Origin of the sequence: Daejeonella sp. (assembly GCF_044232565.1) — a bacterium.
Classification (GTDB): domain Bacteria; phylum Bacteroidota; class Bacteroidia; order Sphingobacteriales; family Sphingobacteriaceae; genus Daejeonella.
In genome coordinates, this window is the sequence record NZ_JBIILQ010000003.1 from 22,474 (window position 1) to 36,040 (window position 13,567).

Genomic DNA, 13,567 nt, shown 5'->3' on the forward strand with positions numbered 1-13,567 from the left:
TATGATAGCTGAAATTATTACCATTGGTGACGAAATTCTTATTGGACAGATTGTGGATACCAACTCTGCATGGATGGCTCAAAAATTGAATTTAGCTGGCATCAAGGTTAAACAAATCACATCCATTTCTGATGATCGAATGGATATATTAAATACGTTACATCAAGCTTCCCAAAGAGCAGATATAATTTTAATTACCGGCGGTTTAGGTCCGACGAAAGATGATATTACTAAAAAAACTTTGGCTGAATACTTTAAAACTGACTTAAGAACGGATCTTGATGCCCTTGAGAATGTTAAACAAATTTTTGCCCGCTACAAAGTTGAAGTTTCTGAAATTAATAAAAAACAAGCTGAAGTACTTGAAAATTGTACTATTCTTCTCAATAAAAATGGAACCGCTCCAGGAATGTGGGTAGAAGAGAAACAAAAAATCTATGTATCTATGCCCGGTGTGCCTTTTGAAATGATGTACATGATGGAGGATCTAGTAATTCCTAAAATCAAGGAAAAATTTAAACTTCCCAATATTTATCATCATACCATATTGACAGCTGGTATTGGCGAATCAATTTTGGCTGAGAAAATATCTGACATTGAAGATTCTCTTCCTGAACAAATAAAATTAGCCTATTTGCCTAGATTGGGAATGGTTAGGTTAAGATTAAGTGGCAGCGGACCAGATGCTAATTCTTTGAATAGTGAAATCCTAGCTTTTTCTAAGAAGATTGTAGATATAATTAGCGAATATGTAATTATTGAAAGTGATACAGCTCTTGAAAAAGCTATTCTTGATTTTATGCAATCTAAGAAATTAACTTTATCTACTGCCGAAAGTTGTACTGGAGGGTATATTTCTCATTTAATCACCCAACATTCAGGAAGTAGTAAGGTTTTCTTAGGTGGGGCCGTTTCTTACTCTAATCAACTTAAGGTTAGCATGCTTGGAGTTTCTGAACAAACACTCCTTGATTTTGGAGCAGTAAGTGAAGAAACAGTTAAAGAAATGGCCATTGGTGCTCAAAATAAATATAAATCTGATTATTCCATCTCGGTTAGTGGCATTGCTGGTCCAGATGGTGGTAGCAACGAAAAACCTGTTGGCACAGTTTGGATTGCTATATCCGGAAAAAATAAAATTTTAACTAAAAAATACACTTTTGGCAATAAAAGAGCACAAAATATTGAGAGAGCTTCAGTTAGTGCTTTAACATTGCTTTTTAAATTGCTTAAAGAAGAGCAGGCTTAATTAAAATTTCTAATTTTGCATAAGAAAACCAATCGTAATTAAAATCTATTATGTCTTTATACGAATTAGTACTTCCTAAAATGGGTGAAAGTGTTGCTGAAGCTACCATCATAAAATGGGTTAAGCAAGTAGGCGACTCAATCGAAATTGATGAATCTGTATTAGAAATTGCAACAGATAAGGTTGATTCAGAAGTTCCTTCACCTGTATCGGGCAAGCTAGTTAAAGTTCTTTTTAAAGAAGATGAAATTGTTCAAGTTGGAGCGGTGATTGCCTTAATTGAAACGGATGCAAGCGTTGAAGTTACAAATATTATACCCCAGGAATCCATAAAAGACACTATACCTGTACAGCTTGAGGAATTAGTACAAGCACCATTCGTTCCTGAGATTGCAGAACAAAAGTCAAATAAAGACACTAAAACACTTGATTTTAGTAGCTCCGAGCGATTTTATTCGCCCTTGGTTAAAAGTATGGCAGCTGAAGAGGGAATAAGTATGCAGGAATTAAATTTAATTAGTGGGACAGGTTCTGAGGGTCGTGTAACAAAGCAAGACGTGCTTGATTTTATTCAAAAAAATAGAACAACTGCAAATTTAGTGGTATCACAACAGATAAATGCCACTGCTTCTAATGAAATGCCTTCACCTAAACCTATTACTTCAGTATCAGGAGGCGATGAGATTATTGAAATGGATCGTATGCGTAAGCTAATTTCCGATCATATGGTAATGTCTAAGCATACTTCTGCCCATGTAACATCTTTTGTAGAGGCCGATGTCACTAATCTCGTTAAATGGAGAGAACGTGTAAAAAGTAGCTTCGAAAAAAGAGAAGGAGAGAAAATTACCTTCACTCCAATTTTTATTGAAGCAGTAGCAAAGGCTATCAAAGATTTGCCAATGATTAATATTTCTGTAAATGGAACGCAAATTATTAAAAAACGTGATATTAATATCGGAATGGCTGCTGCTCTTCCAAGTGGCAATCTTATTGTACCGGTAATTAAAAATGCAGATCAATTGAATTTATTTGGAATTACAAAAGCAGTGAATGACCTTGCCAATCGTGCACGCCAATCCAAACTTAAGCCCGATGAAACTCAAGGAGGTACTTTTACGCTTACTAATGTTGGAACTTTTGGAAATGTTATGGGTACCCCTATAATTAATCAACCTCAAGTTGCAGTTTTAGCTGTTGGAGCAATAAAAAAGAAACCAGCAGTAATTGAAACTGAACATGGTGATGTAATTGCAATCAGACATATGATGTTCCTTTCTCTTTCATATGATCATCGTGTTGTTGATGGATCATTAGGTGGTTCATTTGTGAGAAGAGTGGCCGACTACCTTGAAAACTGGGATATTAACCGCGATATTTAATTTTTTAAATTTTTATTTTATTTAGGTTTCTCCAATGAAAAAACTAAGGGGTTTGTTAATAACACTACTATTAAGTCATCTTGTAGCTAATAGTTTAGTTGCTCAAAACAATCCTCCATTTTTTAAAGAAATAGAGGCATTTAAAAAATTAGACCAGACAAACTTTCCAGAAAAGGGCTCCATTTTATTTGTTGGTAGTTCTTCTTTTACAAATTGGAAAAATGTTCAGGCTGATTTTCCTGGTTTTAAAATTATCAATCGTGGTTTTGGAGGATCTAGCCTTACCGATGTTATTCGATATGCCCCAGAAATAATTTACCCTTATCAGCCAGCACAAGTTGTGGTTTATTGTGGTGAAAATGATTTTGTAACTTCACAAAGTACTAATGCCGACACTGTATTTAATCGCTTTAGCCAATTATTTTCAATGATAAGAAAGGAAATACCAAAGGCTAACATTCTATTCGTTTCCATTAAACCTAGTCCCAGTCGCGCTAAATACATGCCCGAAATGGTTAGAGCAAACGCTATGATTCAAACTTTCTTAAAAAAGAAATCCAGAACAGGATACGTAGATGTGTATAATAAAATGTTATTAAATGATGGTTCGCCAATGCCTGATATATTTTTAGGGGATAAACTCCACATGAATAGGTCTGGATATGAAATTTGGCAAAAAGCCATTTTACCTCATTTAAAAAAGAAAGGTTAGTTAATATTCACTGAAATATTAATTAACCTCAATAAAGCCTAATCAAAAAATTTACTTATCGATTAGAGCGCTAGCCTCAGCTAAAAAAGCTCCATCCCTTAAAATGGCTTCCTTATTTAAAATCAATTCACTGATTTTAACTCCTCCAAGAACATAATTTAATTCATTGCTTTTATGTTGCTCACTTATAAATTCAAAATGAATATTATTAATTAATTCTTCATTTATATATCTGATATACAGAGGAATAACATAATCATTTTGAAGTATTAATTTATGTACATGATTTAGCTTTTTATACTCATAACGATAATCATATCTTAGGGCAGCAACATCCGATAGTACAGCTGATCCAGTAGGATGCCCTCCAGCACCTTTACCATAAAACAACTGCTGATCTGCAAAAGCAGCCTTAACGGAAACTGCATTGTACTCATTTTCAACATTATATAAAAAATCACTCTTCGGTACTAACTTTGGAAGAACATAAAGAGCAAGTTCCTTATTATTTAGTTTTATTGCGGTTGGGACTAATTTAACTTTTAAATGATGTTCTTGAGCAAATTGTAGGTCTGCAATTGAAAAATTCTGAATACCGATATTCAGTACATCTTCCGGACTTACAAACACGCCGTAAGCATGCGCTGCAGCAATTACTAGCTTATATTTAGGATCATAACCACCCACATCTAAGGTTGGATCCTTTTCAGCAAATCCAAGATCTTGAGCTTGTTTTAAGGCCACAGAATAGTCTAAGCCTTCATTAGTTATTTTTGAAAGTATAAAATTTGAAGAACCATTAAATATCCCACTTATTGAATGAAGAAGTTCATTGTCATAATACTCCTCCAAATTTCTAATAATAGGAATACTACCACATACAGAACCTTCATAAAGTAGGGAAGTACCATGCTCGTTCTGAATCTTAACCAATTCATCCAAATGCTCTGCAATCATTTTTTTATTGGCTGACACTACATTTTTACCACTCTTTAATGCTCTTGTAACTATTTCATAGGCTGCATCCGCATCATTAATTAATTCTATAATGGTGTTGATATTAGGATCATTTAAAATTTCATGTGCATCAGTTGTAAATAAACTACCTGCAAGACTACGGTCCTTGTTAGGATTTTTAATCACAATCTTTTTAATCTCAATATTTAAATCTTTGGTGCTGATGATATCGTACAATCCTTGGCCAACTACTCCAAAACCAAATAATCCAATAGTTAATTTTTTACTCATGTTATGCTATTTTATGTAGTTAAACTAATTGTTTTCAGATTCTACGCTTTTAATAAAATCTCCTATTTCTTTTGTAAGTAAATCTGTATCAATTAAAAATCCATCGTGCCCATAAAATGAATCTAGTTTGAAAAAATGGGCGTTTTGGATTTTTTCAGCTAAAAACCGTTGCTCTTCAATTGGAAATAGTATATCTTTTGTAATTCCAATTACCAATGTTCTAGCTTGAATTTGTTTTAAGGCCTCATCGATTGAACTTCTTTTCCTTCCTACATGGTGGCTATCCATTGCTTTTGTTAAGTACCAATAACTGTATGCATTAAAGCGTTTAACTAATTTATCACCCTGATAATTTTGATAGTTAGCAGCCTTAAAATCGTTTGTCTTATCGCTATCTACCTCCAATTGAGTAGATGCATAAGTCCCATAAGTGCGATAAGAAAGTAAAGCGATGCTTCTTGCTACTTTCAATCCTTTGCTTCCTCCATCTGGCGACTGGGAGAAAAATGTACGGTCTGAAGTGATGGCTAATCGCTGGCTTTCATTAAAAGCGATACCCCAAGGTGAGTGATGTGCATTTGTTGCGATCAGAACAAGCTTATTTATTCTTTTAGGCTCCAAAATTGCCCATTCCATTGCCTGTTGTCCACCAATAGATCCACCAATAAGTAATTCTATATTATTCAAAGTCAAATGATCTGCAAGTAATTGATGAGCTGCTACCATATCGCGTACCGTAAATTCAGGGAATGAAAGAAAATAGGGCAGGCCTGTGGTGGAATCAATACTTAGGGGATTGCTTGTACCGTAAGGTGAACCCAGAATGTTAGCGCAAACAATAAAATGATCTTGAGGATTAAATAATCTATTCTCGCCAAAAAGACCCCTCCACCAATCAAAAACATCGGAATTTCCTGTTAAGGCGTGACAAACCCATACCACATTATCTTTTTTAGAATTTAAAATTCCATAAGTATGATACCTAATTTCTAAATCTTTGATCTTTTTACCACTCTCTAGGCTAAAAGAATTCTTATTCTTATAAATATTTTCTGTACTCATAATAAAATAACATTCCTGAAAAAAAAATTCCAGGAATGTAAAACAAGATTAATTATTTAATTAAAGCAAAAGCCTGTTCCAAATCAGCCTTAATATCATCAATATGTTCTATTCCAACAGATACTCGCAAAGACGAAGGTTGTACTCCAGCAGCAATTTGCTCCAACTCACTTAGCTGCTGATGCGTGGTAGCACTTGGCTGAATGATTAAAGTTTTGGTATCGCCTACATTTGCTAAATGACTAATTAACTTCAAATTATCGACTAATTTTATGGCTGCTTCCTTTCCACCTTTAACTTCAAAGGATAAAACAGCACCAAAACCGTTTTTGAGATATTTTTTGGCTAATGCATGATTCGGACTATTGGGTAATCCCGGATAGAGCACTTTATCAACCTGCGGGTGACTTTCGAGCCATTTAGCTAATTCAAGAGCATTATCAACATGTCGCTGAACTCTAAGCGACAGCGTTTCTATACCTTGCAATAATAAAAATGAGTTGAATGGCGATTGAGAAGGCCCAAAATCACGTAAACCCTCAACACGCGCACGAATAATAAATTGAATATTTCCAAATGGTCCGCCAATTCCAAATACCTCATTAAAAACTAAACCATGATATCCCTCAGATGGCTCAGTAAATTGAGAGAATTTACCATTTCCCCAATTATAATTGCCACCATCAACAATAACACCACCAATACTAGTGCCATGACCGCCAATCCATTTTGTGGCAGATTGAACAACAACGTTAGCGCCATGTTCTAATGGTCTAAATAAATAACCTGCAGCACCAAATGTATTATCAACAATGAGCGGTAAATCATGCTTTTTAGCAACATCAGCAATCTTCTCAAAATCGGGAATGCTAAAGCTTGGGTTACCTATAGTTTCAATATAAATCGCTTTAGTTTTCTCATTGATTAAGGATGCAATACTTTGAGCATCATCACCCTTTGCAAAGCGAGCCTCAATACCTAATCGCTTAAATGCGACCTTAAATTGATTGTATGAACCTCCGTAAATATAAGATGAGCTTACAAAGTTGTCTCCTGCCTGTAAAATATTATTTAAAGCAATAAACTGAGCAGCCTGACCAGATGATACTGCTAAAGCAGCAACACCGCCCTCAAGAGCTGCAATACGTTTCTCGAATACATCCGTTGTTGGATTCATCAAACGCGTATAAATATTACCGAATTCTTTCAAAGCAAATAGGTTTGCACCATGCTCCGAACTCTTGAACACGTAAGAAGTTGTTTGATAAATAGGTACTGCTCTTGAACCAGTTATTGGGTCAACTTCCTGTCCAGCGTGTAATTGTAATGTTTCAAATTTTAAATTTTGTGTCGACATAATGATGTGATATTTTTTAAATAATTAAAATAATAGGATTTGAGCAAAGCTCATTTAAGACATTGAATAAGAAAATTGAAGAGGTGTTCTTGAAATTTCCTTAACAACAATTCATACATCGCATGCACATGGAATTAACCATATTACGAGTTGAACTTAAAATAAGTTGGAATTTGATTAATATTTCCTGCTGCGGAAATAAAGAGAACTGGGATGTTTCTTTTTTCATTTTAAAATGTTTTTATATTTTCCCTTGCGGGACAGGAATTGGCACCTTCCCCGAAACCGATCGGGGGGTTGTCAGTGGGTCATAGAGCCTGATCTCTCGCCACTTCTGTATAAATCAATAAATGAATTTATTGAAGACAGATTGATGTTTCCACCAAATAATATTTCAAATATATACTCAAAACAAGCTTGAAACCAAATTTAATTTTATTTAAATTATAAAATACTGGATATCAGCTAATTAAAGTTGAGCCATTCGGACTAATGCCTGGTTAAGATCCTCAATTAAGTCAATTGGATTTTCTAAACCAACGGAAACCCGAATTAAATTTTGTGGAGTCTTAGTACCTGGACCTTCAACAGATGCTCTATGTTCTATTAGACTTTCAACACCACCCAAACTAGTAGCTTGAGTAAAAATCTTAACCGCATTAACTAATTTTCTTGCCTCATTTGCGCCGCCTTTTACTATAAAAGATAACATTCCCCCAAAAGAACTCATTTGTTTCTTTGCAATATCATGGCCTGGATGATTCATTAATCCCGGATAATATACCTTTTCAACAAGCTTATGAGAACTTAAAAAAATTGCAATTTGATTTGCATTCTCAGTGTGAGCGCGCATTCTGTAAGGCAAGGTTTTAATTCCACGAACCGTCATATAACAATCGAATGGAGCAGGAACAGCACCTGAGAGGACTTGTATATTCTTTATTTTTTTCCAGAAATCATTGTCTTCATGGCTTGCTAAAGCACCACCAATTACATCACTATGACCTCCTAAATATTTTGTGGTTGAATGCATTACAAGGTCGCAACCAAGTTCCAATGGCCTTTGCAGCATTGGGGTGCTAAAGGTATTGTCACATACCGACATTATTCCATTTTCCTTAGCAATTTTAGCGATTGCTTGAATATCACATACTTTTAGCAGAGGATTTGAAGGTGTTTCAATCCAAATTAACTTAGTATTACTCTTGATTCCATTTTTTACGGCTTCTAGATTAGATAAATCAATAAAATCAACTTCAATTATTCCTTGAAAAACTTGTAACAATAGATTTCTAAGTCCGTGATACATATCGTCTGGAGCTATAATATGTACTCCTGGACCCAAAGCCTGAAAAACAGCTCCACCAGCTGCATTTCCTGAGGAAAAAGCTGCCGCTGATTCTGCTCCCTCTAATTGGGCAATCACATTTTCAAGCGATTTTCTATTAGGATTATCTGCTCTCGAATAAACATAACCACCTGGATATTCTCCGTCTTCACCTCGCTCAAAGGTAGTTGATAAGCTTATGGGCTGAATTACAGCTTTAGTGTGCTCATCTATAAAATTACCTGCATGTATGGCGATGGTTTCGATTTTCATGATTAATCAATTTATTATTTAAAAATTTAGGTCCAATATAATTAAAGATTAAAAAAGGACACCCTTTTTGTACACTTTCTTAAAAATTTAATGGAAAATAATCATAAACATCTTATTTATTTCTGCTTTTACAAGGAAATGATAATGAATCATGTACAATATTGTACTTTTGTACAAATACTAAAATGAACGCTGATACAAAATTAGAACTACTAATAAGTGATTCAAGCCTTTCTAGTGAGCTAAAACTTATCGCTCACAAGGTGAAATCTAAGCAACGTATAACCTTTGATGAAGGTGTATTCCTTTATGAAAAGGCTGAATTAAGTTATTTAGGTGTACTAGCCAATTTTATCCGTGAACAACGCCATGGTGACAGAACCTATTTTAATCGTAATTTTCATATAGAGCCTACTAATTTATGTGTCTACGATTGTAAATTCTGTTCTTATTCGGTGTTAATTAAGGAAAGAGCAGATGGTTGGGAATACACGCTAGATCAGATGCTAGACATTGTTAAAAAATACGATGATCAAGCAGTTACAGAAGTTCATATCGTAGGTGGAGTGCTACCTCAATACGATTTAAAATTTTATTCAGACTTATTTACTGCAATTCATAAACATAGACCTGAACTTCACGTTAAAGCCCTTACACCTGTTGAGTATCATTATATTTTCAAAATGGCCAAGGTTGATTATGCAACGGGTATGAAGTTAATGAAGGAGGCTGGTTTAGATTCGATTCCTGGAGGTGGTGCTGAAATTTTTGCGCCAGAAATTAGAGAAATTATTGCAAAAGACAAGTGCAGCGGCGATCAATGGCTACAAATACATGAAGAGTGGCATAAATTAGGTATGCGATCAAATGCAACCATGTTATATGGTCACATTGAGAAATTCGAACATCGTGTTGATCATTTAGAACAGCTTCGTGCTTTGCAGGATAAAACTGGTGGTTTTCAGACATTTATTCCCTTGAAATTCAGAAATCAGGACAATCAAATGTCGCATTTACCGGAAGTTTCAGTAATTGAAGATCTTCGTAATTACGCTATATCTCGCATTTATCTCGATAATTTTGAACATATTAAAGCTTATTGGGCCATGATTAGTCGCAATACGGCACAATTATCTTTAAACTTTGGAGTGGATGATATTGATGGAACGCTAGACGATACCACAAAAATCTATTCAATGGCAGGAGCTGAAGAGCAGCATCCCGCAATGAACACTCAGGAATTAGTTGAGCTTATAAAACAGATCGGAAGGGATCCAGTAGAACGAGACACTTTGTATAATGTGATTACAGATTATAAAGATTTCGAATTTCCAAAGGATCAAAAACCTAACTATTATCCATTACCTGTAATAAATTGAGGAAAATTATTTATATCATTCGCCATGGTGAAACGGATTTGAATAAGCTTGGTATTGTTCAGGGACGAGGAATGGATACAGATTTAAATGAAAAGGGGAGAGCACAAGCCAATAATTTTTATAGGTTTTACAAGGATGTGCCTTTTGACAAAATATATACATCTACTTTAAAAAGAACGCATCAAACTGTTCAAAAATTTATTGATAATCATATACCATGGGTCCAATTTCCAGGGTTAGATGAATTAGGATGGGGTGTTCATGAGGGTCAAGAAAGTACAGAAAAATTAAGATCTGACTTTCATCAAATTACCGAAAATTGGAAAGCCGGAAAATTACATCATAAGTTTGAACGCGGCGAAAGTCCCCTAGAAGTAAAAGAACGCCAATTAATTGTTCTTGAAAAGCTAATCGAAGAAAATGATGATGAAAATATTCTAATATGCATGCATGGTCGTGCAATGCGCTTATTTTTATGTCTTTTAACCCACAAACCACTTACTGAAATGGATTCTTTTCCGCATTCCAATACATGCCTTTATAGGCTAGATTTTGATGGAAAAGACTTTCACATCCTTGAGTTTAATAGCACAAAGCATTTAGAATAATTAGTCGATTAATTTTGAAGAAGATAAAAGTTTCAGCCGTTTCTTATACCAATTCCAAACCATTCGTTTTTGGTTTAATGCATACAGATATCATAAATAAAATTGATTTAAGTTTAGATATCCCTTCAGAATGCGCTTTAAAACTTATTAATAATCAAGTAGATATCGGACTTGTCCCCGTGGCGGCCTTACTTCAAATACCGAATTATGAAATCATTTCTGAATATTGTATTGGGGCAAATGGGGCTGTAGATTCTGTATTTATTTTCAGTAATAAACCGATTGCTGAGCTTGAAACCCTAAAACTGGATTCTCAATCTCGTACCTCAAATTATTTAGCAAAGGTTTTAATTAAAAATTACTGGAAATGTAATCCGGAAATTGTAAGTCATGAAAATGCGGATGCGTTTGTTCAAATTGGTGATAGAACTTTTGGAAAGAAAGATCAATTTTTATATCACTATGACTTAGCCGAGGAATGGTTTAAATATACCGCTTTACCATTTGCATTTGCTGTTTGGGCCTCCAATAAAACAATTGATGAAAGTTTTAAAATAGATTTTAATGCTGCATTAGAATTCGGGCTCAAGCAAAGAGATCAGGTTTTAAAAGAATTACAAGCAGTAGATAATTTTGACTTAAACGATTACCTGATGAAAAAAGTCGATTTTGATCTCAATGAAGGAAAATTAAAAGCTATTAAGAAATTTCATGAACTAATAAGAGATCTCTAAAAACTCATATTCTACTTAAAACGAGCTGTATCGCTTCGTCGATTATTTTCGAAGGATTGCTTGAGAATTCAAATTTAACCCTACTTGCCAAAATTGCATTTACTGAGATTGCTTTATGTCCCAAAGATTTAGCTAGTGCATATATTCCTGCGGTTTCCATTTCCAAATTGGTAATTCTTTGATCCCCAGAAGAAAAACTACTGAACAATTCAACTAAGCCGGGAAAAGCACTCTTCGCGCGTACTTCTCTACCTTGGGGGGAATAAAATCCTGGTGCTGTAACTGTTATACCCTTAGGGAGATCTTTTCCAATCTTTTCTAATAAATGAGAATTTGCTGCTGTGATATAAGGAGAAATACCCTTTAAATGATGAAAATGCGCCTTAATGGAATCTAATAATAACTCTTCTTCATTAATCTCATGAATATAGTACTGCATTAAGGCATCCAATCCTAAACCATATTCGGAAACTAAAATACTGTCCATCGGAATATCACTTTGTACTGCTCCAGATGTTCCTATTCGTATAATTTCTAAACTTTTTAGCTGACTCTTTACGCTCCTGGTCTTAAAATCTATATTAACAAGTGCATCAAGTTCATTGAGTACAATATCAATATTATCGGTTCCGATTCCAGTAGAAAGTACCGTAATGCGCTTTGAACCTATATATCCAGTATGCGTAATAAATTCGCGCTTACCCTTTTTTAGCTCTAATCGATCAAAATACCTGCTTACTTCAGCTACTCGATCAGGATCTCCCACAGTTATAACCGTATCAGCAACATCTTCAGGTAATAAATTTAGATGATAAATACTACCATCTTGGTTTATGATTAAATCGGCATTAGAAATGGTTTTCATGGGATATTAGCTCTTATAATAACAAATTTACAGCTTATTTTAGTGGTTTTTGGGGCTAATAATACTAATTTATCCTTTCCACTTTAGCCCTTCAATTTTTTCTAATCTTTCAAGTACTTTATTAACCTGAGATTTTCTTATTTCAATATCGAAGCAACAATTTAGGTCAAAACTCTGATTGAAAATCTTTAAATTTTCGTCTTTAATAACCTTCATCACCTCATTCATTACTGGATGCCCAAATTCAATTGTAAAGGTTAAATCAATGGTTTTTTCAATAATAATCGCTTGATTAATTGCTTCCAGTGTAGCACATTTATACGCATTAATTAATCCGGGTACGCCTAATAAGGTGCCACCAAAGTAGCGAACAACAACTGCTAACACATTTGTTAAATCCAAAGATAAAAGCGTATTCAAAATAGGCCTTCCGGCAGTCCCAGAAGGTTCGCCGTCGTCATTAATCCTAAATACTGTACGATCAGGGCCAATTCTTATTGCCCAGCAGTGATGCCTAGCCTTTGGATGCAAAGCTTTAAGCTCAGCAATAATATTCTTTATCTCTTCATCTGATTTTATTGGATATAGGTAAGCAATAAAGCGACTTCCTTTGTCTCTAAAAACTCCCTCGGATACTTTTGCAATCGTTTTATAGGTATCATCGAAAAGCATGATTTTTATTTGGCAAAGTATAAAACAAGAATGGAAAAAACAGCGAGAAGTATTCCAATATAATTTAAGCGACTAAGTTTCTCACGAAAAATGAATACGCCAACAGCTGACCCCAAAATTATGACTCCAATATTCATACTTGAAAACACAATAGAAGGTTGATTTGCCAAATCTTGGTGTGCTTTTAAGTAAAAAAGAATGTTGCCAAAATTTGCTATACCCAAAATCCAGCCACATATCAGATTGATTAAAGTAAACTTTAATTTTTTAAAGAAATAAAGGTATAGGAGATAAAAAATTGAGAGTAAAAATGCAATGATGAATATTATTAATAGGGATGAGGTAAAAGGAATACCCGTTGTTTTAGCAATTTGCTTAAATAAAGTGTCAATAATTCCCATACCAATAAAAACCAAAATAGGATAAATCCAAATTCCAGTTTTTTCACTTTGATCCTTTTGCCATGGAATTGAAAACATAATAGCTAGGAAAGCAATGGCAATACCGATAATTTTCAGAAACGAAAACTCTTCTCCAAACAAGAAGAAAGCTGATAATACGGGAATAAATAGCGATAATCTTTGCGCTATATCGGTTCTTACTATTCCCGTATATCTTATAGATAAAGCTAAAATAGCAAACAATAATGGCAAAAGAACTCCCAATGCTATGTAAACGGGGAAAATACTTAGCTTCAAA

13 protein-coding genes and 1 riboswitch are annotated in these 13,567 nt (G+C 34.4%); of the genes, 6 read left to right on the top strand and 7 right to left on the bottom strand.

From position 1 onward, the window contains the following. Position 1: 1 nt before the first annotated feature. Genes ACILQF_RS00505 through ACILQF_RS00515 form a run of 3 tightly spaced genes read left to right on the top strand, consistent with a single transcriptional unit; the run spans position 2 to position 3,343 of the window. Complete coding sequence (locus ACILQF_RS00505; protein ID WP_395625453.1) at positions 2–1,249, top strand: competence/damage-inducible protein A; 1,248 nt, start codon at positions 2–4, stop codon at positions 1,247–1,249. Between the two features lie 50 nt (positions 1,250–1,299). Next, a complete protein-coding gene (locus ACILQF_RS00510; protein ID WP_395625454.1) occupies positions 1,300–2,631 on the top strand; it encodes a dihydrolipoamide acetyltransferase family protein in 1,332 nt (443 codons plus the stop codon). Positions 2,632–2,665: 34 nt separating this feature from the next. Next, positions 2,666–3,343 (top strand): GDSL-type esterase/lipase family protein, encoded by a 678-nt coding sequence (locus ACILQF_RS00515; RefSeq protein WP_395625455.1) that lies wholly within the window; start codon positions 2,666–2,668, stop codon positions 3,341–3,343. 51 nt (positions 3,344–3,394) lie between these two features. Here the strand turns inward: ACILQF_RS00515 and ACILQF_RS00520 are convergent, their stop codons facing one another. The 4 genes from ACILQF_RS00520 to ACILQF_RS00535 form a co-directional block, all read right to left on the bottom strand. Next, positions 3,395–4,591, bottom strand: coding sequence for a homoserine dehydrogenase (locus ACILQF_RS00520; protein WP_395625456.1), 1,197 nt, complete (start codon positions 4,589–4,591; stop codon positions 3,395–3,397). A gap of 24 nt (positions 4,592–4,615) precedes the next feature. Next, positions 4,616–5,653, bottom strand: a complete 1,038-nt coding sequence (metX, locus tag ACILQF_RS00525) for a homoserine O-acetyltransferase (protein WP_395625457.1) — start codon at positions 5,651–5,653, stop codon at positions 4,616–4,618. 52 nt (positions 5,654–5,705) lie between these two features. After that, positions 5,706–7,010 (bottom strand): O-acetylhomoserine aminocarboxypropyltransferase/cysteine synthase family protein, encoded by a 1,305-nt coding sequence (locus ACILQF_RS00530; protein ID WP_395625458.1) that lies wholly within the window; start codon positions 7,008–7,010, stop codon positions 5,706–5,708. 238 nt (positions 7,011–7,248) lie between these two features. Beyond that, positions 7,249–7,355, bottom strand: a riboswitch (SAM riboswitch). Positions 7,356–7,479: 124 nt separating this feature from the next. Further along, positions 7,480–8,610 carry a trans-sulfuration enzyme family protein gene (locus tag ACILQF_RS00535; RefSeq protein ID WP_395625459.1) on the bottom strand — a complete coding sequence of 377 codons (1,131 nt, stop codon included), beginning with the start codon at positions 8,608–8,610 and terminating at the stop codon, positions 7,480–7,482. Positions 8,611–8,795: 185 nt separating this feature from the next. Here ACILQF_RS00535 and mqnE point away from each other — a divergent pair, with 185 nt between their 5' ends. The 3 genes from mqnE to ACILQF_RS00550 are packed head-to-tail and all read left to right on the top strand — an operon-like array spanning position 8,796 to position 11,331. Further along, the gene (gene mqnE / locus ACILQF_RS00540; protein ID WP_395625460.1) at positions 8,796–9,989 is read left to right on the top strand and encodes an aminofutalosine synthase MqnE; all 1,194 of its coding nucleotides are present in this window, start codon (positions 8,796–8,798) and stop codon (positions 9,987–9,989) included. Continuing rightward, positions 9,986–10,597 (top strand): histidine phosphatase family protein, encoded by a 612-nt coding sequence (locus tag ACILQF_RS00545; protein WP_395625461.1) that lies wholly within the window; start codon positions 9,986–9,988, stop codon positions 10,595–10,597. The genes mqnE and ACILQF_RS00545 overlap by 4 nt, the downstream gene beginning before the upstream one ends. 14 nt (positions 10,598–10,611) lie before the next feature. Further along, positions 10,612–11,331, top strand: a complete 720-nt coding sequence (locus ACILQF_RS00550) for a menaquinone biosynthetic enzyme MqnA/MqnD family protein (RefSeq protein ID WP_395625462.1) — start codon at positions 10,612–10,614, stop codon at positions 11,329–11,331. 4 nt (positions 11,332–11,335) lie between these two features. Here the strand turns inward: ACILQF_RS00550 and ACILQF_RS00555 are convergent, their stop codons facing one another. The 3 genes from ACILQF_RS00555 to ACILQF_RS00565 all read right to left on the bottom strand — a co-directional run. After that, on the bottom strand, positions 11,336–12,196 hold the full coding sequence (locus tag ACILQF_RS00555; protein ID WP_395625463.1) for a nucleoside phosphorylase: 861 nt from the start codon (positions 12,194–12,196) through the stop codon (positions 11,336–11,338). A 69-nt stretch (positions 12,197–12,265) separates the two neighbouring features. Further along, on the bottom strand, positions 12,266–12,868 hold the full coding sequence (locus tag ACILQF_RS00560) for an IMPACT family protein (protein WP_395625464.1): 603 nt from the start codon (positions 12,866–12,868) through the stop codon (positions 12,266–12,268). A 5-nt stretch (positions 12,869–12,873) separates the two neighbouring features. After that, positions 12,874–13,567, bottom strand: a 694-nt coding sequence (locus tag ACILQF_RS00565) for an EamA/RhaT family transporter (RefSeq protein ID WP_395625465.1), incomplete at its 5' end; no start/stop codon positions are given.

Excerpts from the sequence above, each read along its gene's own strand:
- ACILQF_RS00515 (WP_395625455.1), top strand. The coding sequence starts at position 2,666 with ATGAAAAAACTAAGGGGTTTGTTAATAACACTACTATTAAGTCATCTT.
- ACILQF_RS00505 (WP_395625453.1), top strand. The coding sequence starts at position 2 with ATGATAGCTGAAATTATTACCATTGGTGACGAAATTCTTATTGGACAG.
- ACILQF_RS00555 (WP_395625463.1), bottom strand. The coding sequence starts at position 12,196 with ATGAAAACCATTTCTAATGCCGATTTAATCATAAACCAAGATGGTAGT.
- ACILQF_RS00530 (WP_395625458.1), bottom strand. The coding sequence starts at position 7,010 with ATGTCGACACAAAATTTAAAATTTGAAACATTACAATTACACGCTGGA.
- ACILQF_RS00560 (WP_395625464.1), bottom strand. The coding sequence starts at position 12,868 with ATGCTTTTCGATGATACCTATAAAACGATTGCAAAAGTATCCGAGGGA.
- metX (WP_395625457.1), bottom strand. The coding sequence starts at position 5,653 with ATGAGTACAGAAAATATTTATAAGAATAAGAATTCTTTTAGCCTAGAG.
- ACILQF_RS00520 (WP_395625456.1), bottom strand. The coding sequence starts at position 4,591 with ATGAGTAAAAAATTAACTATTGGATTATTTGGTTTTGGAGTAGTTGGC.
- mqnE (WP_395625460.1), top strand. The coding sequence starts at position 8,796 with ATGAACGCTGATACAAAATTAGAACTACTAATAAGTGATTCAAGCCTT.
- ACILQF_RS00510 (WP_395625454.1), top strand. The coding sequence starts at position 1,300 with ATGTCTTTATACGAATTAGTACTTCCTAAAATGGGTGAAAGTGTTGCT.
- ACILQF_RS00535 (WP_395625459.1), bottom strand. The coding sequence starts at position 8,610 with ATGAAAATCGAAACCATCGCCATACATGCAGGTAATTTTATAGATGAG.